Source organism: Neoroseomonas alkaliterrae (assembly GCF_014199195.1).
Classification (GTDB): domain Bacteria; phylum Pseudomonadota; class Alphaproteobacteria; order Acetobacterales; family Acetobacteraceae; genus Neoroseomonas; species Neoroseomonas alkaliterrae.
In genome coordinates, this window is the sequence record NZ_JACIJE010000003.1 from 25,277 (window position 1) to 50,252 (window position 24,976).

Below are 24,976 nucleotides of genomic sequence, written 5' to 3' on the forward strand. Positions count from 1 at the left end.
GTCGCCGGGCGGCGGGGGTTGTGCTAGCTGCTCTTGCGAATGACTCGCATCCTCTCGCCCGCCCTGCCCGCCCCGCCCCGCAGGCGCGTGCCGGCCTGGGCCTGGGCCTCCTTCCTGGTCGCGGCCTGCATCGCGGCGCCGCTGCTCGCCGTGGCGGTGACCGCGGCGACACGGCCAGGCGCGAGCTTCCTGCACATCGCCACCACCACCCTGCCGGAGATGCTCGCCAACTCCGCGCTGCTGGTGCTGCTGGTGGCGCTGATGGCGGGCTCGGCCGGGGCGATCTCGGCCTGGATCGTCTCGACCTGCGAGTTCCGCTTCCGGCGGGTGCTGGAAGTGGCGCTGCTGCTGCCGCTTGCCATGCCCGCCTACCTCAACGGCTACGTCTACACGTGGCTGTTCGACGTGGCGGGGCCGGTGCAGCAGGGTTTCCGCGACCTGACCGGGCTGCGCTACGGCGAGTACTGGGCGCCCGAGATCCGCTCCCTGCCCGGGGCGGCGCTGATGCTCGCGATGGTGCTCTACCCCTATGTCTATCTGCTTTGCCGCGCGGCCTTCCTGCAGCAGAGCGTCTGCCTCGTGGAGGCGAGCCGCACCCTCGGCCACGGGCTGCCGCGCACCTTCCTCCATGTCGCGCTGCCGCTCGCGCGGCCGGCGCTTGCCGCCGGCATCGCGCTCGCGCTGATGGAGACGCTCGCGGATTTCGGCACGGTCCAGCATTTCGGCGTGCGCACCTTCACCACCGGCATCTACGAGGCCTGGTTCGGCATGGACGACCGCGGGGCGGCCGCGCAGCTCTCGGTCGCGCTGCTCGGCTGCGTCTTCCTGCTGCTGGCGCTGGAGCGGATCTCGCGCGGGGACCGGCGCTTCCACCCGACCACCACCCGGCATCCGCCGCTGCGCGCGCACCCCCTGCATGGCTGGCGGGAGGCGGCGGCGATCCTCGCCTGCGGGGCGCCGGTGCTGCTCGGCTTCGGCGTGCCGGCCGGGGCGCTCGCCTGGCTCGCCGTGACCTCGGGCGATCCGCTCGCGCCGCAGCGCTTCCTGCCCTTCGCGCTGAACTCCCTGACGCTGTCGGGCATCACGGCCGCGATCGCGGTGGCCATCGCGGCGCTGATGGCCTGGGCGGCGCGGATGCATCCCTCCCCGGCGCGGGTGATGGCGAACCGCATCGCGGCGATGGGCTATGCGCTGCCGGGCTCGGTGATCGCGGTGGGCACGCTGGTGCCCTTCGGCCTGTTCGACAACGCGCTCGATGCCTTCATGCGGGAGAGGTTCGGCGTCTCCACCGGCCTGCTGCTCTCAGGGACGATGGCGGCGCTGGTCTTCGCCTATCTCGTGCGCTTCCTCGCGGTGGCGCTGTCCTCGGTGGAATCGGGGCTGGCGCGGCTCAAACCGTCCCTGTTCGCGGCCGCGCGGGTGCTCGGGCGCACGCCGGGCCAGGCGGTGCGGGAGGTCGAGCTGCCGCTCGCCCGCGGCGCGCTGCTCACCGCCGCCGTGCTGGTCTTCGTGGACACCATGAAGGAACTGCCCGCGACGCTGATCGTGCGGCCCTTCGACCTCGATACGCTGGCGGTCCGCGTCTACAACCTCGCCTCCGATGAGAGGCTGGCCGAGGCCTCCACCGCCGCGCTGCTGATCGTCCTGGTCGGGCTGCTGCCGGTGGCGGCGCTGACGCGGGCGATGCGCCGGCAGGACTGAGCGCGATACATTTCGCGACAGGCCCGCGCCCTTGCCGACTTGCGGGCCGTCGCCATGCTCGGTCCGCATCATCGAGGTTTCCCGCCCGCATGACACTGCCCGGACGACGAAGCCGCCCCTGCCCCGCACCCGGCCACGCCGGCGGGCGGGCCGCGTGATGCGCCGGGGGTGGCGCATGCGCGCGCTGATCGCCGCCCTGCTCCTGCTGCCCGGCTGCGCGGCGCTGAGTCCCCGCCCCGTCGGCGTCGAGCAGCGCATCGCCGCCTTCCCCGCCGCCGGCGCGGACCTCGAGCGCCCGGTCACCATCCGCTGGAACGCGCACATGGTGCCCTGGGTGGAGGCGGAGACCGATCGCGACCTGTTCTACGCGCTCGGCATGATCCAGGGGCACCTGCGCGGGGCGCAGGTCGCGCTGCTGCGGCTCGCGGCGCGCGGCCGGCTCTCCGAGGCGGCGGGGCCCTTCGCCACCGAGATCGACCACGCGCTGCGCATCCTCGATTTCGGCCGCGCCGCGCCGGCGATCCGCGCCGCCTGGCCGGAGGAGACGCGCCGGCTGATGGCGGCCTACACTGCGGGGCTGAACCATGCGGTGATGAACACCCCCCCGCCGCCCGAGTTCGGCCTGCTCGGCCTCTCGCGCGAGCCCTTCACCGAGGACGACCTGCTCGCCATCGGCCGGCTGGCGGGGACCGACGTGAACTGGCTCGGCTATTTCGCGCTGCTGCCGGCGCGCGGCACGCCGGGCTTCGCGCGGCTGTGGGAGCGCACCGTCGCCGCCGGCTCCTCCGCGCCGGAGGCCGCGCTCGCGGGGCGGCGCCTCGCGGTGATCGGGGACATCCTGGCCGGGGCCTCGCGGAGCGGGTCGAACACGGTCGCGGTGGCCGGGCGGCGCTCGGCAAGCGGCGGGGCGCTGATCGGCTCCGACCCGCATCTCGGCCTGACGCAGCCCAATGCGTGGCTCGCGGCCGGGATGCGCTCGCCCTCCTTCCACGCGGTCGGGCTCATGCTGCCCGGGCTGCCGCTGCTCGGCCTCGGGCGCAACCCCGAGATCGGCTGGGGCGGGACCAACCTGCGCGCGGCCTCCTCCGACCTGTTCGACGTCTCCGCGCTGCCGCCCGGGGCCTTCACGACCGAGCGCGTGCGGATCCGTCAGCGCCTGTGGTTCAGCGCCGAACGCACGGTGCGGCGGACGGAGCACGGGCCGGTCATCACCGATGCCTCGGTGCTGCCGCGCCGGCCGGGCGACGTGCTCGCGCTGCGCTGGGTCGGGCACGAGCCGACCGACGAGGTGACGGCGCTGCTGGGCGCGGCCCGCGCGCGCGACGGCGCGCAGTTCCGCGCCGCCTTCGCGCGCTTCGGCGTCTCGGCCCAGACCATGACCTGGGCGGCGCGGGACGGCAGCATCGGGCAGTTCTACGCCACGACCATCCCCGCGCGCGCGGGCTTCCCGTCGGAGGATCCGGTGCTCGACGCGCGCGATCCGGCCGCGACGGCGCCGTGGCGGCGCCTGCTGCGCACGCCCGACCTGCCCTTCGTGGTCAACCCGCGCGAGGGCTTCCTCGCCAGCGCCAACAACAGGCCCGAGGCGCTGGGCGGGCGGTCGCCGCCTCCGCTCGGCTTCTTCTTCTCCGACAGCGACCGCGTGGAACGCCTGCGCGAGATGCTGGCCGCGCTGCCGCGCGCCACGCCGGCGGACATCATGGCGATCCAGGCCGATACGCGCTCGCCGCGCGCGGGGCGGATCGCCGCGGCGCTGGCGGAGCGCCTCGAGGGCATCGCCGAGGCCGCGCCGCTGCTTGCCGCGCTGCGCGGCTGGGATGGCGACTATCGCGCCGATGCGCGCGCGCCGGTCGCCTTCGAGGTGCTGCTCGCGCGCCTCGTGCCGCTGCTGCAGCCCGAGGAACGCCAGGGCGCGACCGAGAGCCGGCGCGCGCCGGAGAGCCAGTGGAACTTCATCACCGCCTTCCTGCTGCCCGACCTCGATGCCCTGCCGCCCGCGCGGCGCGAGGCGGCGCTGCGCGAGGCCGCGCGCCAGGCCGCCGCGGACATGGCGCGGCTGACCACCTGGGGCGAGATGCATCGCCTGCCGCTGGCCCATGCGCTGGTGAACCTGCCGGTGGTGGGCGAGGCCTTCCGATACGGCGACCACCCCATCGGCGGCTCACGCGAGACGCCGATGAAGACCAGCCACGGCCTGGTGACCGCGCGGCACAACACCGCCTTCGGCTCGATGGCGCGGCATGTGAGCGACATGGCGGACCCCGATGCCAACTGGTTCACGCTGTGGGGCGGGCAGGATGGCTGGCTGGGCTCCGCCGCCTTCGCCGACCAGGTGCCGCTCTGGCTCGAGAGGCGCAGCATCCGCATCCCGCTGCGCGCCGAGACGGTGACGCGCGAATTCCCGCTCGTCACGCGCATCGAGCCGCGGCGGTGATCGGGGCGGGCGTTCCCTTCGATGCGACGCCCTGCCTGCGCCTCGTCGCCGCGCGGCGGCTGCGGCAGTTGCAGGCGATGGACCCGGCGGCGACGCAGGAGGCGCTGCTGCTCGGCCTTCTGCGCCGCGCCGCGGGCACGCGCTTCGGGCGCGATCACGGCTTCGCGGACATCGGCTCGGTCGCCGATTTCCAGCGCGCGGTGCCGCTGCGGCGCTACGAGGCGCTGCATGCCGAGTATCTCGCGCCCGCCCTGTCGGTGCTCGATGGCGTGGTGTGGCCGGGGCGCACGCCCTATCTCGCGCTGACCTCGGGCACCACCTCCGGGCGCACCAAGCACATCCCGGTGAGCCGGGAGATGGTGCGGGCCAATCGCGGCGCGGCGCTCGATGTCCTGGTGTGGCATCTCGCCGCACAGCCGGGGGCGCGGCCCTTCGGCGGCCTGTCCTTCATGCTCGGTGGCTCGACCGCGCTCGAGGAGGTGGCGCCGGGCGTCCGCCAGGGCGACCTGTCGGGCATCGCGACGCATGAGGTCCCGGCCTTCCTGCGCGCCTGGTCCTGGCCGCCCGAGCGCGTCGCGCTGATGGCGGACTGGGACGCCAAGCTCGATGCGCTGGCGCGCGAGGCGCCGGTCGGCGCGATCCGCGCGCTGTCCGGCACGCCGTCCTGGCTGCTGGTGCTGTTCGAGCGGCTGGCGGCGCTGCACGGCTGCCCGCCGCTGCCCGCACTCGAACTGCTGATCCATGGCGGCGTCGCCTGGGCGCCCTATCGCGAGCGCATCGCGCCCTTCCTGCCGCCGGGCTGCGTGACGCGCGAGGTCTATCCGGCGAGCGAGGGCTTCATCGCCATCGCCGACCGCGGCGAGGGCGAGGGCATGCGGCTCTGCCTCGACCGCGGCTGCTTCTTCGAGTTCGTGCCGGTGGGCGAGCTCGATTCCGCGGCGCCGACGCGCCACTGGGCCGGCACGATCGAGACGGGGGTGGAGTATGCCGTCGTCGTCTCCTCCTGCGCCGGGCTGTTCGGCTACGTGATCGGCGACACGGTGCGCTTCCTGGACCGCGCCCCGCCGCGGCTGCTGGTCACGGGGCGCACCTCCTGGATGCTCTCGGCCTTCGGCGAGCACCTGGCGGGGGAGGAGATCGAGGCGGCGCTGCTCGCCGCCGCCGCGCAGGCGGGGCTGCGCGTCGCGGAATATGCGGTCGGGCCCGAGTTCGCGGGCAGCCGTGGCCGGCATCGCTGGTGCGTGGAGACGCAGGCGCCCGCGCCCGCCGATGCGGCGCGGCACCTCGCGGCCCTGCTCGACGCCGCGCTGCGGGCGGAGAACGACGACTACGCCGCGCACCGAGACGGCGCGCAACTGGCCGCGCCCGAGGTCGTGCTGGTGCCGCAAGGCGCCTTCGCCGCCTGGATGCGCGCCGAGGGCAAGCTCGGCGGCCAGCACAAGGTGCCGCGGGTGGTCGCCGACCCCGCGCGTTTCGCGGCGATGGCCGCCGCCCTCAGTGATCCTGGTCGGGCGCCGCGTCCGAGTTGAGCAGCGTGTAGCGCTCGATGCCGATGCGCGCGATCAGGTCGAACTGGGTGTCCACGAAGTCGGCGTGCTTCTCCTCGTCGCGCAGGATGGAGAGGAAGAGGTCGCGCGAGACGTAGTCGCGCACCGATTCGCAATAGGCGATGGCCTCGCGCAGGTCGGCGATGGCCTTCTGCTCGAGCTTCTGATCGCATTCGAGGACCTCGCGCACGCCCTCGCCGATCAGCACCGGGTTGAGGCGCTGCACGTTGGGATGGCCGCCGAGGAAGAGGATGCGGTCGATCAGCGCATCCGCGTGCTTCATCTCCTCGATGGATTCCTCGTATTCGTGCTTGCCGAGCTTGGTGACGCCCCAATGCTTCAGCATCCGCGCGTGCAGGAAGTACTGGTTGATGGCGGTCAGCTCGTTGGTGAGCTGGGTGTTGAGATGCTCGATGACCTTCGGGTCGCGCAGCATGGGTCAGCCTCCGGCGCTGCGGCGCGGGCCGCCGCGCCGCCTGCCCGCGATGACGACGCAGGCGCACGGTGAAGTCAAGCAAGCAACTGATTTTGCTGGATAATGCGCCTGAGGCGCATTCTCACTTCGGCGCGGAATCACCCGAGCCGGAGCGCAGCATGCCGAGGATGGTCTTGCAGCAGCAGCCGCATTGCGCGCCGCAGCCGCAGCCCGCATAGACCTCGGCGGGGCGGGACGCCCCGGCGGCGATGGCCGCGGCGATCTGCGCATCCGTCAGGCGGTTGCAGTGGCAGACGACCATCGCGGAGGGCCTCAGCGCCAGCCCGCGCGCTGCATGATCTGCAGCGCCTGCGGGGCGAGCGCGCCGTAGCGCTGCGCGTTCAGCTCGTCGGCGCGGAAGGTGCCGAGGGCGGCGAGCGCAGGATGCGGCGGCACATCGGCCACGACCGGGTATTCGAAGTTGCCGTTGGCGAACATCTCCTGCGCGCGCGGGCCGGTCAGGTATTCGATGAACTTCAGCGCCATCTCCCTGTTCGAGGAGGAACGCACCACGCCCGCGCCCGAGACATTCACATGCGCGCCGCGATCGCCCTCGGCTTGGTTGGGGAAGATCACGCCGATCCTGTCGTAGAGGGCCCTCTGCTCGGCGTTGCTCGAGGCGCCGAAGCGCGCGAGGTAGTAGGTGTTGGCAATGGCAAGCCCGCCGACGCCGGCCGCGACCGCCTGGAACTGCGGCGTGTCCCCGCCCTGCGGCGGGCGGGCCATGTTCTGCGCGACGCCGCGCGCCCAGGCCTCGGCGGCCTGTTCGCCGTTGGCGACCATGATGCTCGCCATCAGCGAGGTGTTGTAGGGATGGGCCGCGGCGCGGACGAGGATCTGGCCGCGGAACTCCGGCCTGGCGAGGTCCTCGTAGCGGTCGAGCCCGGCGGGGCGGCCCTTCGTCTTGTCGAACATGATGACGCGGGCGCGGCGCGAGACGCCGTACCACTCGCCCTCGGGGTGGCGGAGGCTCGCGGGGACGCGGCCGTTCAGGATCTCGCTGCGCGTCGGCGCGAGGATGTTGGCCGCCGAGGCGCGGGCGAGGCGCGCGCCGTCCACGGTGATCAGCACGTCGGCCGGCGTGTTGGCGCCCTCGGACTGGATGCGGGCGATGAGCTGGTCGGCATCGCCCTCGATGAGGCGGATGCGCATCCCGGTCTCGGCCGTGAAGCCGTCATAGAGGGCGCGGTCGGTATCGTAGTGGCGGGACGAATAGAGATTCAGCGTGCGTTCCTGCGCGAGCGCCGGGCGTGCGAGCGCGCCGGCGGCGGCGAGGGCGGGAACGGCAAGAAGCTGGCGACGACGCATCACGGAACCCCGAATGGCTGGCGGGCGGATTCCTACTGCAAATGAGAAACGCTCGCAAGTGCAATTGCGAACGCATCTCAGTTACAGAAGCGCCAGGCGGGGGTTCCCGGCCCCCGCCCCGCGGCCGGGTCAGGCCTGGAGGCCACGCAGGAAGCGCGCCCGCGCGCCGCCGCCAGCCATCAGGAAGGCATGGTCGGAACCGGAGAGCAGGAAGCGCGCGCCGAGCGCGATGTAGTCCGGCGCAACCGTCTCGTCATAGACGCCGCCCATGCCCATGTGCTTGCCATGCGCCTTGCAGGCCGCGGCGACCTTCGCATAGGCGGCGCGCACATCCGGATGGCCGATCTGCCCCGCGATGCCCATCGAGGCCGTGAGGTCGGAGGTGCCGATCATCAGGCTGTCCACCCCGGGCACGGCGGCGATGGCATCGGCATTCGCGACCGCCTCCGGCGTCTCGATCATCACGCAGACCAGGATCTCGGCGTTGAGTTCGCGCTGCGCGGCGGCGGTGTCGGCGACGACGAAGCCGTATTGCGCCGGCGGGCCGCCCCAGGAGCGCTCGCCGAGCGGCGGGTAGCGGAAGGCGCGGACCACGGCGGCGGCTTCCTCGGCCGTGTCCACATGCGGCACCACCACGCCCATCGCGCCGTTGTCGAGGCAGCGCGTGCCCTCGAACAGCGCGTCCTTGCACACGCGCACGATCGGCGTGACACCTTGGCTGAGCGCGGCCATCGCCATGCGCGTGGCATCGTCCACGCTCATCGCGCCGTGCTCCATGTCGATGAACAGCCAGTCGAAGCCGGAGGCGGCGGCGATCATGCCGACGGCGGGCGTGCGCAGGTGATGCACGCCGAAGCCGAGGGCGAGTTCGCCGGCTTCGAGGCGGCGGCGGGCCAGGTTGGGTGCGATGGGCATGGCGGCGTTTCCCCCGGGGTTGCGTGGCGCGCAGGGCACCACGCAGGCCCGGGGCGGTCAATCGGCGGGCGCCGCGGCCCGCTCAGCGCGCCGCGATGGCGGCGATCTCGATCCTCACGTCGCGCGGCAGCCGGGCGGCCTGCACGGTGGCGCGCGCCGGCGGATTGGTCGGGAAGTAGGTGGCATAGACGGCGTTCATGCGCGCGAACTCGTTCAGGTCGGCCATGAACACGGTGGTCGAGACGATGTCGGACATGGAGAAGCCCGCCGCCTCGACCACCGCGCGCAGGTTGTCGAGCACCTGGCGCGTCTCGGCCTCGATGCTGCGGTCGGCGATCATCTGGTTGGTCCGCGGGTCGAGCGCGATCTGGCCCGCGAGGTAGAGCGTGTTGCCCACGCGGATCGCCTGGCTGTAGGGGCCGATCGCCTCCGGCGCGTTGCGGGTGGCGATGACGCGGTCCTGGGCGGTCGCGGCGAGGGGCAGCAGCAGCGCGAGGGCGGCGAGGGCGGGAAGGCGGATCATGGCGGTCTCCTGGCCGGCTGGTGGCCGGCCGAGGGTCACCCGGGCCGCTCCCCTTCCGCAAGCGCGGAGGCGATCATCGCCTCGACCGTCGCGAGGCGGTCCGCCTCCTCCGCCGGCTTGTCGCGCCGGATGCGCGCGATGCGCGGAAAGCGCAGCGCCACGCCCGACTTGTGCCGGCTGCTGCGCTGCACCGCGTCGAAGGCCACTTCCAGCACCAGGCCGCGCTCCACCTCCCGCACGGGGCCGAAGCGGTTGACCGTGTTGTTGCGGATCCAGCGGTCGAGCCAGGCGAGCTCCTCGTCCGTGTAGCCGGAATAGGCCTTGCCGATCGGCACGAGCTCGCCGTCCTCGCGCCAGACGCCGAAGGTGTAGTCGGAATAGAAGCTGCTGCGCCTGCCGTGGCCGCGCTGGGCGTACATCAGCACCGCATCCACCGTGAGAGGCTCCCGCTTCCACTTCCACCACAGCCCCTTCACGCGCCCCGACACATAGGGCGCATCGGCGCGCTTGAGCATCAGCCCCTCGATCGCGGCGGCGCGCGCACCCTCGCGCAGCCGGGCGAGCGCATCGAGGCTGTCGAAGGGAACGAGGGCCGAGAGGTCCATGCGCGCCGGTGCCGCGCGCGCGTGCCAGGATTCGAGGCGCGCGCGCCGCGCGTCGAAGGGCAGCGGGCGCAGATCCTCCTCTGCGTCGAAGAGCAGATCGTAGAGCCGCACCGCCGCCGGATGGTCGCGCTGCATCTTCGCCGTGACGGTCTTGCGATTCAGGCGCTGCTGCAGATCGGCGAAGGGTGCGACCTCGCCGTCGCGGATGACGAGCAGCTCGCCGTCGAGGACGGCATGGAAATCCATCGCGGCGAGGATCTCGGGGAAGGCGGCGGAGATGTCCTCGCCCCCGCGCGAGAAGAGCCGCCGCCCGCCGGGGCCGGCGACGAGCTGGACGCGGATGCCGTCCCATTTCCACTCGGCGCGCCACTCCTCGGCGCGCAGGGCGGCGAGATCTGCGGCTTCCAGCGGATGGGCGAGCATCAGCGGGCGGAAGACGGGGGCCTCGCGCGGGTCCGGGCGCGGCCCCGTGCCGTCCAGCCAGCGGAACAGCGGCGCATAGGGCAGGCTGACGCCGTGCCAGACCTCCTCGATCTCCTCGACCGGCCGGCCGGACCATTCGGCGAGCGCAACGCGCGCGAGGCGGGCCGAGACGCCGACGCGCAACCCCCCCGTGACCAGCTTGATGAGCGCGAGCCGCCCGCCGGCATCGAGCGTGTCTAGCCAGCCGGCGATCAGCGCCGGGATCTCCGCCTTCGGCGCCGCCTCCAGCGCGGCGACGACATCCGAGAGCGCCGGCGGCGGCGCGTTGACGCCCGCGCGCGGCTGCCAGATCAGCGCCACCGTCTCGGCCATGTCGCCGACATAGTCGTAGGAGAGGCGCCAGAGCTCGGGATCCGTGCACGTCATCACCAGCTCGCGGATCATCGCGGGCCTGGCGGCGGAGAGGCGCAGCTCCTCGGTCAGCGCGGCAAGGCCGATGCCGCGCTCGGGGTCGGGCTGCTCGGCGAACCACTGCCGGAGCAGGGCGAGTTTCGCATTCCGCCCGGGCGTGAAGACCAGGCGCTCGAGCAGGGCCGCGAAGGCGGAGAGGCTCATGCGGCGGCCTCGCCGGGGGCTTCGCCCTCGTCCTCCTCCCCGCGGCCGACGAGGTGCAGCGCGCGGCCGCGGATGCCGCGCTGGCCCAGCGCATGGATGAGCGCATCCTCGCGCCCATGCGTCACCCAGACCTCGGGCGCCTGGACCTCCTCCGCGGTGGCGAGCAGCTCGTCCCAGTCGGCATGGTCGGAGATGACGAGCGGCAGCTCCACCCCGCCCTGCTTCGCGCGCTGGCGCACCCGCATCCAGCCCGAGGCGTTGCAGACCACCGGCTCGGCAAGGCGCCGCGCCCAGCGGTCGGCGATGGCCGAGGGCGGCGCGAGCACGATCGCGCCCTTGAGGTCCTCCTTCTTCGCCACCGTCGCGGTGCGCAGCGGGCCGAGGGGGATGCCGAGCGCCTCGTAGGTGCGGCACAGCGCGACATGGGCGCCGTGCAGGTGGATCGGCGCCTCCCAGCCCGCCTGCCGCAGCATCGCGGCAAGGCGCTGGCATTTGCCGAGCGAGTAGCAGCCGACGACATGCGTCCGCTCGGGGAACAGCGCCACCGAGCGCAGCAGGCGCGCGATCTCCGCCTCGGGCGGCGGGTGGCGGAAGACCGGGAGGGCGAAGGTCGCCTCGGTGACGAAGACGTCGCAGGGCTCGGGCTCGAAGCCCGCGGCGGTGGGGTCGGGCCGGCGCTTGTAGTCGCCCGAGACGACCACGCGCGCCCCGCGCCATTCGAGGCAGACCTGCGCCGAGCCCAGCACATGCCCCGCCGGGCGCAGCCAGAGCCTGACGCCGTTGACATCGAGCGTCTCGCCGAAGCGCAGCGCCTGCTGGCTCACCCCCGCCCTGCCCTCGCCCATGCGCGCGCTCATGATGGCGAGCGTCTCGGCTGTCGCGAGTACATGCGCATGGCCGGGCCGGGCGTGGTCCGAATGGCCGTGGCTGATCACGGCGCGGTCCACCGCGCGCGTCGGGTCGATGAAGAAGCCGCCGGGCTCGCAGAACAGGCCGGCGGGCGTCACCTTCAGCCAGGTCTCGGGGTGGGGTGCTGTCACGGGGCGCATATGGGCGGCTTCCCGGCTCGGGGAACCGCCGCCATATTGGCCCGCCGATGAGAACATTGCCAGAACCCTTCGCCGGCTGGTTCGCCGCGCGCGGCTGGACGCCGCGGCCGCACCAGCTGGCGCTGCTGGAGGCGGCACGGCGCGGCGAGCATGCCCTGCTGCTCGCGCCGACCGGGGGCGGCAAGACGCTCGCGGGCTTCCTGCCCTCGCTCGTGGATCTCGCGCGCGCGCCGCGGGAGGGGCTGCACACGCTCTATGTCTCGCCGCTCAAGGCGCTGGCGGTGGACATCGCGCGCAACCTGACCGCGCCTGTCGCCGAGATGCGCCTTGCCATCCGCATCGAGACGCGCACCGGCGACACGCCCGCGAACCGGCGGCAGCGGCAGCGCGAGCGCCCGCCGCAGATGCTGCTGACCACGCCGGAAAGCCTGACGCTGCTGCTCTCCCTGCCCGATGCGCCGGCGATGTTCGAAGGCCTTTGCGCCATCATCGTGGACGAGGCGCATGCGCTCGCGGGCACCAAGCGCGGGGACCAGCTGGCACTGGGCATGGCGCGGCTGGCGCGGCTCGCGCCCGCGGCGCGGCGCGTCGGGCTTTCGGCCACGGTCGCGCACCCCGGGGCGCTCCGCGCCTGGCTTTCGCCCAGCGCGCGGGCGGAGGATGTGCGCCTGATCGAGACGCGCGGCGGCGCCGCGCCGGTCTTCGACCTGCAACTGCCGGAGGGGCGCCTGCCCTGGGGCGGGCATATGGGCCTCGCCTCGGCGCCGGAGATCTACCGCCGGATCGCGGCCGCGCGGGTGACGATCGTCTTCGTCAACACCCGCGCCCAGGCGGAACTCATCTTCGCCGCGCTGTGGCGGCTGAACGAGGCCGCGCTGCCCATCGCCATGCACCATGGCAGCCTCGAGATCGGCCTGCGCCGCAAGGTCGAGGCCGCGATGGCCGAGGGGCGGCTGCGCGCGGTGGTGGCCACCGCCTCGCTCGACCTCGGCATCGACTGGGGCGATGTGGACCAGGTGATCCAGGTCGGCGCGCCGAAGGGTGTCTCGCGTCTGCTGCAACGGGTGGGGCGAGCCAACCACCGCATGGACGAGCCCTCCCGCGCCGTGCTGGTGCCGGCCAACCGCTTCGAGGTGGTCGAATGCGTCGCCGCGACCGAAGCCGTGGCGGCGGGGGAGCTGGACGGCGAGCCGCCGCGGCCCGGCGGGCTCGACGTGCTGGCGCAGCATGTGCTGGCCATGGCGTGCAGCGCGCCCTTCCACCCGGATGCTCTCTATGCCGAGGTCACCAGCGCCGGCCCCTATGCCGCGCTGCCGCGTCGCGACTTCGACGACGTGCTGCGCTTCGTCGAGGATGGCGGCTACGCGCTTCAGGCCTATGACCGCTTCCGCAAGCTGTTCCGCGATGCCGAGGGGAAGGTGCATGTGCGTGGCACGGCGGTGGCGCGGCAGCTGCGGATGAACCTCGGCACCATCGTCGAGACGCCGATGGTCAAGGTGCGCATCCGCGGCGGCGGGGTGCTGGGCGAGGTGGAGGAGTGGTTCGTCTCCACGCTCGAGCCCGGCGACTGCTTCCTCTTCGGCGGGCAGGTGCTGCGCTACGAAAGGCTCGATCCCGGCGCCGTCATCGTCTCGCGCGGCGGCGAGGGCGAGCCGCGCGTGCCCGTCTATGCCGGCACGCGCATGCCGCTGACCACCTGGCTCGCGGCGCGGGTGCGCGCCATCCTCTCCGATCCGAGGCGCTGGCGGCATCTTCCCGAGCCGGTGCGCGAATGGCTGCGGCTGCAGCGGATGAGATCCGAACTGCCGCCGCGCGAGGGGCTGCTGGTCGAGACCTTCCCGCGCGGCGGCAAGTGGTTCCTGGTGGCCTACACCTTCGAGGGGCGGCTCGCCCACCAGACGCTCGGGCTCCTGGTGACGAAGCGGATGGAGCGCCGCGGTTTCGGGCCGCTCGGCTATGTCGGCACGGACTACGCGCTGACCATCTGGTCGGCCTTCGAGCCGGCCGGCATGGACGACCTCTTCGCCGAGGACATCCTGGGCGACGAGATGGAGGAATGGCTGGCGGAATCCTCCATGCTGCGGCGGACCTTCCGCCATGTCGCGACCATCGCCGGGCTGATCGAGAAGACCCACCCGGGCCAGGAGAAGTCGGGCCGCCAGATGACGATGAATGCCGACCTGATCTACGACGTGCTGCGCCGGCATGAGCCGGACCACATCCTGCTGCGCGCGACGCGCGCCGAGGCCGCGCAGGGGCTGACGGACGTCGCGCGCATCGCCGCCCTGCTCGCGCGCGTGAAGGGCCGCATCCGGCATCGCGTGCTCGACCGCGTCTCGCCGCTCGCCGTGCCGGTGCTGATCGAGGAAGGGCGCGAATGGGTGGCGGGCGGGGCGGAGGAGGCGCTGCTCGCCGAAGCCGCCGCGCTGGTGGAGGAGGCGACGGACGGCGCCGAGCATTTCGCCGAGGTGCTCGCCGAGGTGACCGGGAAGGTCGCGCCGCGCGGAACCTCGGTGACGCGGGAGAAGGAACGCGCGCGGCGGCGCTCGCACTGGGTGCGCAGCGCCCCGCGCATGGTGACGGGCCGATGAGCGCCGCCCCCCTCCACATCGCCGGCGAGCGGCTGATGCTCGACCCCGCCGGCGTGCTGCACTGGCCGGCGCGGCGGCTGCTCTGCGTGGCCGACCTGCATCTCGAGAAGGGCAGCGCCTTCGCCGCGCGCGGGCGCCTGCTGCCGCCCTACGACACGCGGGAGACGCTCGGCCGGCTGTTCCCGCTGCTGCGCCGCTACCGGCCGCAGCGTGTGGTGTTCCTCGGCGACAGTTTCCACGACGATGCCGGCGCGGGGCGGCTCGGCGCGGCGGAGCGGGCGGCGCTGGTGCAGGCGCTGGCGGGGATGGAGGCGGTCTGGGTCGCGGGCAACCACGATCCCTCCCCGCCCGCCGGCCTGCCGGGTGTCGCGGTGGCGGAACACGCCGACGGCCCGCTGGTGTTCCGCCACGTGCCGCAGGCGCGCGCGACGGGCGAGGTGGCGGGCCATCTGCACCCCAAGGCGGCGGCGCCGACGCGCGCGGGGGGCGTGGTGCGCCCGTGCTTCGTCTCGGACGGGCGGCGGCTGCTGCTGCCCGCCTTCGGCGCCTTCACGGGCGGGCTCGATGTCGGCGATCCGGCGGTCGCCGGGCTCTTCCCGCGCGGGGCGCGCGTATTCCTGCTCGGCGCCGAGCGCCTCTATTCCTTCCCCGCGGCGCTGCGCCGCGCGGGCGCGCCGGCCGCCTAGCGCCGCCCCGCCCGTCAGGCGGCGAGGAAGCGCGCCGCCCCGTTCGCGAGCACCTGGCAGGCCAGCGCGAGATCCTCGGGCTTCGTGTCCTCGGTCCAGTGATGGCTGATGCCGCCGATCGAGGGCGGGAAGAGCATCGCCACCGGCATGCGCTTGGCGATGTACTGCGCGTCGTGGCCCGCGCCCGAGGGCATGCGGCTCCAGGCGCCGGGCGCCTCCTCCTCGGCGGCGGCGTCGAGGGCGGCCATCATCGCCGGATCGCACAGCGCGGGCGTGGCGCGGCTCATCTGCTCGATGGTGGCGGGGCATTTCTCGCGGCGGTTGCTCTCGCGCACCAGGGCGCGCAGCGCCGCGTCCATCCGTTCCAGCACCTCGGGCGAGACATCGCGGAACTGGAACAGCACCTCCGCACGCCCGGGGATGATCGAGGGGGCGCCGGGATCGAGCGTGATGCGCCCCGCCGTCCAGACGCTGCGCTCGGCGGCGACGCGCGGGAACTCCTCGTCTATCCGCGCCAGCAGGCGGATGGCCGAGAGGCCGGCGTCGCGCCGCTCGGCCATGGTCGTGGTGCCGGCGTGGTTCTGCTGGCCCTCGAAGACGATGCGATACTGCCAGATCGCGACGATGCCGGTGACGACGCCAATGCGCAGGCCGCTGCTCTCGAGGACGCGGCCCTGCTCGATGTGCATCTCGAAGAAGCCCTTGTGGCGGCCGGGTTCGAGCGTCATGCGCGGCTTGCCGGCAAGCCCCGCGGCGGCGAGCGCCTCGCGCAGCGGCGTGCCGTCGTTGCGGCTGCGGCTGCGGTCGATCTCCTCCTCGCTCAGTTCGCCGATGATCGAGCGGGAGCCGAGGAAGCCGCCCTCGAAATGGCCTTCCTCGTCGGCGAAGGCGCAGACATCCACCGGCAGCCCGGCCCGCGCGAGCGCGAGGCCCGCGACGACGCCGAGCGCGCCGTCCAGCCAGCCGGCGTAGTTCTGGCTCTCGATATGGCTGCCGACGAGCAGATGCGGCCCCGGCCCCTTGTGGCGGCCATAGACGTTGCCGATGCCGTCGATGCTGGGTTCGAGGCCGATCTCGGCCATGCGCTCCATCAGCCAGCGGCGCGATTCCATGTCCTGCGGGGAGTAGGTCGGGCGATGCACGCCGGTCTTGTAGGCGCCGATCTGCCGGAGGTCGTTGAGGTCGCGGAGGAAGCGTTCGGCGTCGATCCGGGGCATGGGCATGGTCCTTTCGTCGTCCCGCCATGCTGCGGCGCGGAACAGGCGACGACAAGCCGCGTTAACCGCCCGGAAAGGCCGATGCGCTTTCGTAGCGGTGCCCGCAAACCGCGGCGAACCTGTCGGAAAGGCCGAAAAACATGTCCGATCTGGCTGCCAACCGTCGCCGCCCCGAGGATGTGTCCTCGGTGGCCCTCCTCGAATCCGCCCGCGGCGCCGAGCTGCATCTGCGCAGCCAGTCCGGCACGCTGATGCGCGTTCCGCTCGGCGATGCCGACCATCTGCGGGGGCTCGCCGCGCTCGCGATGATGGCCGGCACCCTCGGCGCCCTCGCCGCCAAGGGCGCCTGAGCGTAAGCCGCAAGGCGTCTCGCGCCGGGCGGGCGACGGCTCGCCCGCCCATATCGCTTCCGCGCCCGCCTCATCGCGTCTAGCCTTCCCCCGGAACCCGCACCGAGAAGCGGGGCGATGGAGGACGCGCATGAGGACGATGCTGACCGCGCTCGCCGCGGCCGTGATGCTGCCCGTGCTGCCTGCCCAGGCTCAGGTGCAGATGATCGTGAACTTCGCCGCCGGCGGGCCGACGGACATCGTCGGCCGCCTGATGCAGACCGAGATGGCGGCCGCGCTCGGCCAGCCCGTCGTGGTGCGCAACGTCGCCGGCGCGGCGGGCACCATCGGCACGGCGGAAGCGGCGCGGGCACGGCCGGACGGGCAGACCATCCTGTTCTCGCCCGTCGGTCCGGTGGCGATCCAGCCGCATTACAGGCGCAACCTGTCCTATTCGCTGCAGAGCTTCGAGGCGATCTGCCAGGTGGCCTCGAGCCCGGTGGTGATGATGACGCCGCGGAACTCCGGCCTGCGGACGGTCGCGGACGTGATCGCGCGCGCGCGGCGGGAGGGCCAGGGCTTCCCCTTCGCCTCGACCGGCCACGGCACCATCCCGCACATCGCCATGGTCGGGCTGATGCGGCTTGCGAATGTGGAGCTGAACCACATCCCCTATCGCGGATCGGGCGAGGTGATGCTCGCCTTCCAGCAGGGGCAGGTGCAGCTCTTCACCGACCAGACGCTGCTGATCCGCCAGTACGAGCTGCACCCCATCGCCTTCCTGACCGAGACGCGCAACCCGGACTTCCCCGATGTGCCGACGATGCGGGAGGCGGGCTACGACCTCGTCTACACGATCTGGTCCGGCCTCTATGCGCCCGCGGGCACGCCCGAGCCGGTGCTCGCGCGGCTCGAGGCGGCCTGCGACCGGACGATGCGCCATCCCGATGTGGTGGCCGGCATGACGCGCGTCGCGCAGCCCATCCTCTACCGCAACCGCGCCGACTTCGCCGCCTTCTCGCGGGCCGAGAGCGAGAAGTTCCGCGCCCTGATCGAGGCGGCCGGGCTGCGCGCCGCCGACTGACCTCAGCCTTCGGGCAGCGGGTCGGAGCCCTTGATGTCGAGGGCTTCGAGCACGCGGGAGACGCAGTTGTAGCCGGCGATGGTGACGGTCAGCTCCACCAGCTGGCGCGGCGGGAAGGCGTCCCGCACCGCTTGGGCGATGGCCTCCGGGACATGCACCTCCCGCGTCATCGCGTCGCAATAGGCGAGCGCCGCGCGTTCCGTCGGGTCGAAGGCGTCGCTCGCCTCCCAGTCCCGCAGCGCGTCGAGCTGCGCCTGGGTCGCGCCCTCCTGCAGGGCCAGCGGGGCGTGGGCCTCCCATTCATAGGGCGCGTCGTTGATCGCCGCGACGCGGCACATCATCAGCTCGCGGATCTTGCCCGGCAGGGTGGATTTCCAGCGCACCGCGTCGAACAGGGCGATCCAGCCCTGCGCGATGGGCGGGGCGTGCAGCAGCATCCGGTGCAGATGGCCGATCCGCTTGCGCGAGGCGCGGATGGTCTCGGCCGCCTCGCGATGCTCGGGCAGGGCGGGATCGGCATAGGGAATGCGGGCCATGGGGTCCTCCGTGGCGGAGCGGGGTTCAGGCGGGGCGGCGGCGCAGCAGGTAGCGCTGGCGGCCATCCATCACCAGCACGCCCCTCTGGTTGTGCACGGTGCTGCGCAAGCCGAGCACGCCAGTCGTGCGCTGGGGCGTCAGCTCGTCCACTTCGAGCGCCGGGTAGAGCGTGTCGCCGGCAAAGACCGGGTGCAGGAAGCGGCTCGACTGGTCGAGAAAGCCCTTGAGGCTCTCCTCGACCATGTGCGGGAAAAGCCCCGCGCCGGCCGCGGTCTGGATCACGATCTGGAAGCCATGGGCGAGCATCTGCGGCATGCCGCGCGCGCGGCAGTATTCCGCATCGTAATGGACCGGATGGTTGTCGCCGGAGGCGGCCTGGAAGGCGAGGAAGATCGCCTCGGTCATGGTCCGGCTCGGCAGCACGAAGCGTTCGCCCAGGGCGAAGTCCTCGAACCAGCGCTGGTCGGGCACCAGGCGGTGCGATGCGGGGTCGAAGGTGCTCATGGGCGGCCGAACTCCCTCTCGCGCGCCGGATCGGCGACGGTCATGCCGTGCGGAGGATCGCCACGGCCCCCGGTTGCGCCTTTCCCGGGCCCGGCTGGCGGCGCGCAGGCGCGCGGACGGGCCGCGCGCGCATCGCTGATCTGCGGGTGCGGAACACCGCCGCCATTGCCGGCCGCGGCCCGCCGCGGTTGCCCGCCGAAAATCCCGCCCATCGAGCATCCCGCCGTTGCCTCGCGCAGGCTAGTCGAGAGCGGGGCGCGCGCAAGCGGCGCGGAAGGCGGATCGTTGCGCGATGGCACCGGCAGCGCCTAGGATCGCCGTGCCGGGCGAGCGACAGGAAGGTGTGCCATGCGGAACGTCCTGCTTGCCCTTGGTCTCGGTCTCCTGCCCGGCATCGCCGCCGAGGCGCAGACCGCCGGCCCCTTCGACGGCACCTGGGTCGGTCGCGGCACGCTGACGGCCAACCGGGGCCGCGGCACGGATTGCGGACCGGAGACGGTGAACAACCGCCTCACCGTGCAGGGCGGGCGCCTGAGCATCCTCTACAGCCCGCAGGCGGGCATCCGCTTCGAGGGGCCGGTCGCCGCCGATGGGGGCTTCTCCATCGTTTCCGGCCAGTCCCGCTTCGCCGGCCGCTTCACCGAGCGCGGCATGGCCGCGACCTTCTCCCACCCCTCCTGCGAGCGCGCCTGGCGGTTCGTGCGCGGGTGAAGGGCCGCGGCGGTTGCGCCCGGTGAGCGGCCGGGCTACCCGCCGCCCCCGTGACCGGCAGCCCCCCTCCCCTTCGCACCGCCGACTTCGACTTCGCCCTGCCCGAGCGGCTGATCGCCCAGGCCCCGGCGCGGCCGCGCGATGCCGCGCGGATGCTGGTCGTCGGGCCGGGCGGGCCGCGCGATGCCGGGGTGCGCGACCTGCCGGGCCTGCTCGCGCCCGGGGACGTGATGGTGGTGAACGACACCCGCGTCATTCCCGCCCGCCTGCGCGCCCGGCGCGGGGAGGCGCGGCTCGAGATCATGCTCAACCGCGCCGAGGGCGGCGGCGTCTGGCACGCGCTGGTGCGCAACGCGCGCCGCCTGCGCGCGGGCGACCGCATCGCCATCGAAGGCGCCGAGGACTGCACCGCCACCGTGCTCGAGGCGCCGGAGGGCGGGGCCGTGCGCCTCGAATTCGGGCCGGATCAGGCCGCGCTGGCCGCCGCCCTGGAGAAGGCCGGGGAAGTCCCCCTGCCGCCCTACATCGCACGCCCGGACGGGCCGCGGCCCGAGGATGCGGAGGACTACCAGCCGGTCTTCGCCGCGCGCCCCGGCGCCGTCGCCGCGCCCACGGCCAGCCTGCACTTCACGGAGGCGCTGCTCGCCGCCATCGCCGCGCGCGGCGTGACGCGCGCCACCGTCACGCTGCATGTCGGCGCCGGCACCTTCCTGCCGCTGCGTAGCGAGAACCCGCGCGCGCATCGGCTGCACGCGGAATGGGGGGAGGTCGGCGCCGGGGCCGCCGGCGCGATCAACGCCGCGCGGGAGGCCGGCGGGCGCATCCTCGCCGTCGGCACCACCGCGCTGCGGCTGCTGGAAAGCGCGGTGGACGAGGCGGGAAGGATCCATCCCTTCCGCGGCCTGACCGACATCTACCTGCTGCCCGGCCACCGCTTCCGCAGCGCGGACCTCCTGATGACCAATTTCCACCTGCCGCGGAGCACGCTCTTCATGCTGGTCTGCGCCTTCGCCGGCACGGAGCGGATGAAGGCCGCCTATGCCCACGCCATCGCGGCGGGCTACCGCTTCTACTCCTACGGCGACGCCACGCTGCTGGAGCGCGCGGCGTGAGCCTGCACTGGAGCCTCGCGGCGCGGGATGGCGCGGCGCGCGCGGGCGTGCTGCACACCGCCCATGGCGAGGTGCCGACGCCCGTCTTCATGCCCGTCGGCACCGCCGGGACGGTGAAGGCGATGACGGCCGACGCGGTGCGCGCCACGGGTGCGCGCATGGTCCTCGGCAACACCTATCACCTGATGCTGCGCCCGGGGGCGGAGCGCGTGGCGCGGCTCGGCGGGCTGCACCGCATGATGGACTGGCACGGGCCGATCCTGACGGATTCCGGCGGCTTCCAGGTCATGTCGCTCGCCGGCCTCCGCAAGATGGACGAGCAGGGCGTCACCTTCCGGAGCCATGTGGACGGGTCGAAGCACCGCCTGACGCCGGAGCGCAGCGTCGAGATCCAGCGCCTGCTCGGCGCCGACGTGACGATGTGCCTCGACGAATGCACGCCCTTCCCGGCCACCGAGAAGCAGGCGGCGGAGTCCATGCGCCTGTCCATGCGCTGGGCGGCGCGCTGCCGCGACGCCTTCGTGGAACGCGAAGGCCACGGCCTGTTCGGCATCGTGCAGGGCAGCACCTATCCCGACCTGCGCGCGGAGAGCGTGGAGGCGCTGACGCGCATCGGCTTCGAGGGCTATGCCGTCGGCGGCCTCGCGGTCGGCGAGGGGCAGGAGATGATGTTCTCCGTCCTCGATGCCACCGTGCCGCTGCTGCCCAAGGATCGCGCGCGCTACCTGATGGGCGTCGGCACGCCGTCGGACCTCGTGGGCGCCGTGCGGCGCGGCATCGACATGTTCGACTGCGTGATGCCGACGCGCTCGGGGCGCACGGGGCGGGCCTATACGCGGCGCGGCGTGCTCAACATCCGCAACGCGCGGCATGCCGATGACGACGGCCCGCTCGACCCCGATTGCGGCTGCCCGGCCTGCCGGCGGCATTCCCGCGCCTATCTGCATCACCTGTTCAAGGCGGGGGAGATGCTCGGGCCGATGCTGCTGACCTGGCACAACATCCAGTACTATCAGGACCTGATGGCGGAGCTGCGCGCCGCCATCCTGTCGGGCACCTTCGAGGAGGCCGCCCAGCGCATCGAGGCCGGCTGGCGCGCAGGCGAGGAGGAGAAGGCGGCATGAGCGGCGCCCCCGACCACGAGTATCACGGTCTGACGCAGCTCGGCCGCCAGACCGCCCTGCCCGTCAACCCGGCCGAGGCGGTGCTGGAGCGCGTGCCCGCGCCGCACAAGGGGCTGCACTACTGCGTGCGCTTCACCGCGCCGGAATTCACCTCGCTCTGCCCGCTGACCGGCCAGCCCGACTTCGCGCATCTGGTGATCGACTACGTGCCGGGCGAATGGATCGTCGAGAGCAAGTCGCTCAAGCAATACCTCGCATCCTTCCGCAACCACGGGGCGTTCCACGAGTCCTGCACGCTGGATATCGCGCAGCGGCTGGTGGGGTTGCTCTCGCCCGTCTGGCTGCGCATCGGCGGCTACTGGTATCCGCGCGGCGGCATCCCGATCGACGTGTTCTGGCAGTCGGGCCCGCCACCCGAAGGCGTGTGGATACCGGCGCAGGATGTGCAGCCGTATCGTGGGCGCGGCTGACGCATCCCGGAGGGGCGCCGCCCCTGCCGACCTCCCCGCCAAAGGCCGAAAAGCCTTTGGGAACCTCGAGCCACGGGATGCCGTCAGGCAGCACGCGCTCGCGCTGGGCTTCGATGCGGTGGGGTTCGCGAAAGCGCATCTCGCCCCGCAGGCGCGCGAGCGGCTGATGCGCTTCCTCGCCGAAGGGCGGCACGGCTCCATGGGATGGATGGCCGAGCGCGCGGAGCAGCGCGCCCATCCCCGCGCGCTCTGGCCCGATGCCGTCTCGGTTATCGCGCTCGGGGTGAACTACGCGCCCGAAGAGGACCCGCTCGCCACCCTCGCGCTGCGCGACCGCGCCACCATCAGCGTCTATGCCCGCAACCGCGACTACCACGACGTGCTCAAGTCGCGGCTGAAGGCGCTCGGGCGCTGGATGGCCGAGCGTTGGCCGGGCACGGGCATCAAGGTCTTCGTGGACACCGCGCCGGTGATGGAGAAGCCGCTCGCCCAGGCCGCGGGGCTCGGCTGGCAGGGCAAGCACACCAACCTCGTCTCGCGTGCATACGGGTCGTGGCTGTTTCTCGGCGAGGTCTTCACCACCCTCGACCTCGGCGCCGACGCGGCGGAGACGGACCATTGCGGATCCTGCCGCGCCTGCCTCGACGCCTGCCCGACCGCGGCCTTCCCCGCGCCCTACGAACTCGATGCGCGGCGCTGCATCTCCTACCTGACGATCGAGCATCGCGGGCCGATCGAGCCCGACCTGCGGCCGCTGATGGGCAACCGCATCTATGGCTGCGACGACTGCCTCGCCGTCTGCCCGTGGAACAAGTTCGCCCGCGCGCATCAGGAACCCGCCTTCGCGCCGCGCGCCGCGCTCGATGCGCCGCGGCTGGCCGCGCTCGCGGCACTGGACGATGCGGGCTTCCGCACGCTGTTCTCGGGCAGCCCCGTCAAGCGCATCGGGCGCGGCCGCTTCGTGCGCAACGTGATGATCGCCATCGGCAACTCGGCCGACGCCTCGCTGCGCGCCACGGCCCAGGCGCTGTGCGAGGATGCCGACCCGGTGGTGGCCGAGGCCGCGCGCTGGGCTGCGGAACGGCTGGAGGAACAGCGATGACGGACGAGGCGGCGCTGGTGCTCTTCTCCGGCGGGCAGGATTCCGCCACCTGCCTCGCCTGGGCGCTCGACCGCTTCGCGCGCGTCGAGACCATCGGCTTCGACTACGGCCAGCGGCACCGCGTGGAACTCGACTGCCGCCTGGCCTTCCGCGCCGCCATCCCCGCGATCAGCCCCGAATGGGGCGCACGGCTGGGACCCGACCACCTGCTGCGCCTCGATGCGCTGGGCGCGGTCTCGGAGACGGCGCTGACGCGCGAGGCGGAGATCGCCCTGGGCGCGGATGGCCTGCCGACCACCTTCGTTCCGGGCCGCAACCTGGTCTTCCTCGCCTTCGCCGCGGCGCTCGCCTACCGGCGCGGCCTCCGCCGCATCGTCGCCGGCGTCTGCGAGACGGACTACTCCGGCTACCCCGATTGCCGCGACGACACGATCAAGGCCATGCAGGTGGCGCTCAACCTCGGCATGGAGCGGCGCTTCGTGCTGGAGACCCCCCTGATGTGGCTCGACAAGGGCGCGACCTGGCGCCTGGCGGAAGCCCTCGGCGGCCAGGCGCTGGTGGCCGCGGTGGTCGAGCACACCCATTCCTGCTATCTCGGCGACCGATCCCATCGCCATCCCTGGGGCTTCGGCTGCGGCACCTGCCCGGCCTGCGACCTGCGCGCCAAGGGCTGGGCGGCCTTTGTGTCGGAGCGGCTATGACCCTCACCCCGCGCGCGGAAGGCGTGCTCGCGCTGATCGGCTTCGGCCTCTGCATCCCGGCGGCGAACTGGCTGATCGGCCATGCCGGGACGGTCTGCGTGCCGGGCGGACCCTGCCTCGTGCCGGTCGCGCCCGGGGTGATGGCGCCTTCGGGCGTGCTGATGATCGGGCTCGCGCTGGTGCTGCGGGACCTCGTGCAGCGGCGCCTCGGCGTGGGCTGGGCGGCGGGCGCGGTGCTCGCCGGGGCGGCGCTCTCGGCCTTTCTCGCCCCGCCGGCGCTGGTCGTCGCCTCCGCGGTGGCGTTCCTGCTGAGCGAGTTCGCCGACCTCGCCGTCTACACGCCGCTGCAGCGACGGCGCCTCGTGCTGGCGGTCGCGGCGAGCGGGGCGGTGGGGCTGGTCGTGGACAGCGTGGTGTTCCTCTGGCTCGCCTTCGGCAGCCTCGACTTCCTCGCCGGGCAGGTGATCGGCAAGGCGTGGATGGTGCTGCTGGCGCTGCCCTTCGTGCAGGCGCTGCGGCGGCGGGACGAGAGGCTCGGGATCCAGCCGGCATGATCGCCGGCCGCCGGGTGCTGATCGTCCGCAATTCCGAGACGGCGCCGGAGGGCGCCTTCGGCGCCTGGCTCGCCGAGGGCGGTGCGCGCCTGATGGTGGTCAGCGGCGAGGCCCTGCCCGCGCAGGAGGATGCGGCGCGCGCCGCGGACCTCGTCGTGCTGCTCGGCTCCCCGCATGGGGTCTACGAGACGGACATCCCCTGGATCGCGGCGCAGCGCGGCATCGTCGCGCGGCTCGCCGAGGCGGGCCGGCCCATCATCGGCATCTGCTTCGGCGCACAGATGCTGGCGGCGGCGACCGGCGGCGATGCTGCGCCGATCGGTCAGGGGCGCGCCTTCCTCGGCGTCTTCGACAATGCGGAGGCGGCCGAGCCGGTCTGGCAAGGCCCCTTCGTGCGGTGGCACGGCGACCACATCACGCCCCCGCCCGGCGCCGAGGTGCTCGCGCGCGACGGCGGGACGGTGCAGGTGTTCCGGCAGGCGAACCGCCTCGGCGTGCAGTTCCACCCCGAGGCGACGCCCGGCATCGTCGCGGGCTGGGTGGAACGCTACGCGGACCGCGTGGACGGGCCGGCGGTGCTCGCCGCCGCGGCGGCCATGCCCCCGCAGGCCCCGGTCTATGCGCGGATGGTCCGCGAGGTGCTGGCGCCGGGCTGACGC

General features: G+C 73.2%; 25 protein-coding genes. 15 read left to right on the forward strand and 10 right to left on the reverse strand.

Translation table 11 applies throughout. The annotated features are described in order from the left end of the window. Window positions 1–39: 39 nt before the first annotated feature. The 3 genes from FHS88_RS06120 to FHS88_RS06130 all read left to right on the forward strand — a co-directional run bounded on the left by FHS88_RS06120 (window position 40) and on the right by FHS88_RS06130 (window position 5,664). A complete protein-coding gene (locus tag FHS88_RS06120) occupies window positions 40–1,701 on the forward strand; it encodes an ABC transporter permease (RefSeq protein WP_184482431.1) in 1,662 nt (553 codons plus the stop codon). 175 nt (window positions 1,702–1,876) lie between these two features. Continuing rightward, a complete protein-coding gene (locus tag FHS88_RS06125; RefSeq protein ID WP_184482434.1) occupies window positions 1,877–4,135 on the forward strand; it encodes a penicillin acylase family protein in 2,259 nt (752 codons plus the stop codon). Continuing rightward, window positions 4,132–5,664, forward strand: coding sequence for a GH3 family domain-containing protein (locus FHS88_RS06130; protein WP_211842323.1), 1,533 nt, complete (start codon window positions 4,132–4,134; stop codon window positions 5,662–5,664). Before FHS88_RS06125 ends, FHS88_RS06130 begins: the two co-directional genes overlap by 4 nt. Here the strand turns inward: FHS88_RS06130 and bfr are convergent. The 7 genes from bfr to FHS88_RS06165 form a co-directional block, all read right to left on the reverse strand. Next, window positions 5,630–6,118, reverse strand: a complete 489-nt coding sequence (bfr, locus tag FHS88_RS06135; protein ID WP_184482437.1) for a bacterioferritin — start codon at window positions 6,116–6,118, stop codon at window positions 5,630–5,632. The two genes, FHS88_RS06130 and bfr, sit on opposite strands and share 35 nt — an antisense overlap. A gap of 121 nt (window positions 6,119–6,239) precedes the next feature. Beyond that, window positions 6,240–6,419, reverse strand: coding sequence for a (2Fe-2S)-binding protein (locus tag FHS88_RS06140; protein ID WP_184482440.1), 180 nt, complete (start codon window positions 6,417–6,419; stop codon window positions 6,240–6,242). An 11-nt stretch (window positions 6,420–6,430) separates the two neighbouring features. Then, a complete protein-coding gene (locus FHS88_RS06145) occupies window positions 6,431–7,465 on the reverse strand; it encodes an extracellular solute-binding protein (RefSeq protein ID WP_184483402.1) in 1,035 nt (344 codons plus the stop codon). Window positions 7,466–7,594: 129 nt separating this feature from the next. Continuing rightward, window positions 7,595–8,380, reverse strand: a complete 786-nt coding sequence (locus FHS88_RS06150) for an HpcH/HpaI aldolase family protein (protein WP_184482443.1) — start codon at window positions 8,378–8,380, stop codon at window positions 7,595–7,597. A gap of 82 nt (window positions 8,381–8,462) precedes the next feature. After that, window positions 8,463–8,903, reverse strand: coding sequence for a RidA family protein (locus FHS88_RS06155; RefSeq protein ID WP_184482446.1), 441 nt, complete (start codon window positions 8,901–8,903; stop codon window positions 8,463–8,465). Between the two features lie 35 nt (window positions 8,904–8,938). After that, window positions 8,939–10,546 (reverse strand): cisplatin damage response ATP-dependent DNA ligase, encoded by a 1,608-nt coding sequence (locus tag FHS88_RS06160; RefSeq protein ID WP_184482449.1) that lies wholly within the window; start codon window positions 10,544–10,546, stop codon window positions 8,939–8,941. Then, complete coding sequence (locus FHS88_RS06165) at window positions 10,543–11,586, reverse strand: ligase-associated DNA damage response exonuclease (protein ID WP_338146439.1); 1,044 nt, start codon at window positions 11,584–11,586, stop codon at window positions 10,543–10,545. The genes FHS88_RS06160 and FHS88_RS06165 overlap by 4 nt, the downstream gene beginning before the upstream one ends. A 56-nt stretch (window positions 11,587–11,642) precedes the next feature. On the opposite strand from FHS88_RS06165, the gene FHS88_RS06170 reads away from it, so the two are divergent. Then, window positions 11,643–14,186 carry a ligase-associated DNA damage response DEXH box helicase gene (locus tag FHS88_RS06170; RefSeq protein WP_184482455.1) on the forward strand — a complete coding sequence of 848 codons (2,544 nt, stop codon included), beginning with the start codon at window positions 11,643–11,645 and terminating at the stop codon, window positions 14,184–14,186. Then, window positions 14,183–14,872, forward strand: coding sequence for a ligase-associated DNA damage response endonuclease PdeM (gene pdeM, locus FHS88_RS06175; RefSeq protein ID WP_184482458.1), 690 nt, complete (start codon window positions 14,183–14,185; stop codon window positions 14,870–14,872). Before FHS88_RS06170 ends, pdeM begins: the two co-directional genes overlap by 4 nt. 14 nt (window positions 14,873–14,886) lie before the next feature. On the opposite strand, the gene FHS88_RS06180 is transcribed toward pdeM, so the two are convergent. Next, entirely contained in the window at window positions 14,887–16,089 is a 1,203-nt protein-coding gene (locus FHS88_RS06180) for a Zn-dependent hydrolase (RefSeq protein WP_184482461.1), read from the reverse strand. Between the two features lie 140 nt (window positions 16,090–16,229). On the opposite strand from FHS88_RS06180, the gene FHS88_RS06185 reads away from it, so the two are divergent. After that, window positions 16,230–16,439, forward strand: coding sequence for a hypothetical protein (locus FHS88_RS06185; protein ID WP_184482465.1), 210 nt, complete (start codon window positions 16,230–16,232; stop codon window positions 16,437–16,439). A 130-nt stretch (window positions 16,440–16,569) separates the two neighbouring features. Next, window positions 16,570–17,502 carry a Bug family tripartite tricarboxylate transporter substrate binding protein gene (locus FHS88_RS06190; RefSeq protein WP_184482468.1) on the forward strand — a complete coding sequence of 311 codons (933 nt, stop codon included), beginning with the start codon at window positions 16,570–16,572 and terminating at the stop codon, window positions 17,500–17,502. Between the two features lie 2 nt (window positions 17,503–17,504). On the opposite strand, the gene FHS88_RS06195 is transcribed toward FHS88_RS06190, so the two are convergent. Both FHS88_RS06195 and FHS88_RS06200 read right to left on the reverse strand, forming a co-directional pair. Then, the gene (locus tag FHS88_RS06195; protein ID WP_184482471.1) at window positions 17,505–18,038 is read right to left on the reverse strand and encodes a carboxymuconolactone decarboxylase family protein; all 534 of its coding nucleotides are present in this window, start codon (window positions 18,036–18,038) and stop codon (window positions 17,505–17,507) included. Window positions 18,039–18,063: 25 nt separating this feature from the next. Next, entirely contained in the window at window positions 18,064–18,543 is a 480-nt protein-coding gene (locus FHS88_RS06200; RefSeq protein WP_184482474.1) for a MaoC family dehydratase, read from the reverse strand. A 348-nt stretch (window positions 18,544–18,891) separates the two neighbouring features. Between FHS88_RS06200 and FHS88_RS06205 the strand changes: the two genes are divergently transcribed. Genes FHS88_RS06205 through FHS88_RS06240 form a run of 8 tightly spaced genes read left to right on the forward strand, consistent with a single transcriptional unit; the run spans window position 18,892 to window position 24,973 of the window. Further along, the gene (locus FHS88_RS06205) at window positions 18,892–19,254 is read left to right on the forward strand and encodes a hypothetical protein (protein WP_184482477.1); all 363 of its coding nucleotides are present in this window, start codon (window positions 18,892–18,894) and stop codon (window positions 19,252–19,254) included. Between the two features lie 50 nt (window positions 19,255–19,304). After that, window positions 19,305–20,366, forward strand: a complete 1,062-nt coding sequence (gene queA / locus FHS88_RS06210; protein WP_184482480.1) for a tRNA preQ1(34) S-adenosylmethionine ribosyltransferase-isomerase QueA — start codon at window positions 19,305–19,307, stop codon at window positions 20,364–20,366. Next, window positions 20,363–21,490 (forward strand): tRNA guanosine(34) transglycosylase Tgt, encoded by a 1,128-nt coding sequence (tgt, locus tag FHS88_RS06215; RefSeq protein WP_184482483.1) that lies wholly within the window; start codon window positions 20,363–20,365, stop codon window positions 21,488–21,490. Before queA ends, tgt begins: the two co-directional genes overlap by 4 nt. Then, entirely contained in the window at window positions 21,487–21,960 is a 474-nt protein-coding gene (queF, locus tag FHS88_RS06220; RefSeq protein WP_184482486.1) for a preQ(1) synthase, read from the forward strand. The genes tgt and queF overlap by 4 nt, the downstream gene beginning before the upstream one ends. Then, entirely contained in the window at window positions 21,947–23,062 is a 1,116-nt protein-coding gene (gene queG / locus FHS88_RS06225) for a tRNA epoxyqueuosine(34) reductase QueG (RefSeq protein WP_408902339.1), read from the forward strand. The genes queF and queG overlap by 14 nt, the downstream gene beginning before the upstream one ends. Then, window positions 23,059–23,763, forward strand: coding sequence for a 7-cyano-7-deazaguanine synthase QueC (gene queC / locus FHS88_RS06230; protein WP_184482492.1), 705 nt, complete (start codon window positions 23,059–23,061; stop codon window positions 23,761–23,763). The genes queG and queC overlap by 4 nt, the downstream gene beginning before the upstream one ends. Continuing rightward, window positions 23,760–24,317: a VUT family protein gene (locus FHS88_RS06235; RefSeq protein WP_184482495.1), complete on the forward strand. Its 558-nt coding sequence runs from the start codon at window positions 23,760–23,762 to the stop codon at window positions 24,315–24,317. Before queC ends, FHS88_RS06235 begins: the two co-directional genes overlap by 4 nt. Then, window positions 24,314–24,973: a type 1 glutamine amidotransferase gene (locus tag FHS88_RS06240; protein WP_184482498.1), complete on the forward strand. Its 660-nt coding sequence runs from the start codon at window positions 24,314–24,316 to the stop codon at window positions 24,971–24,973. The genes FHS88_RS06235 and FHS88_RS06240 overlap by 4 nt, the downstream gene beginning before the upstream one ends. Window positions 24,974–24,976: the final 3 nt, after the last annotated feature.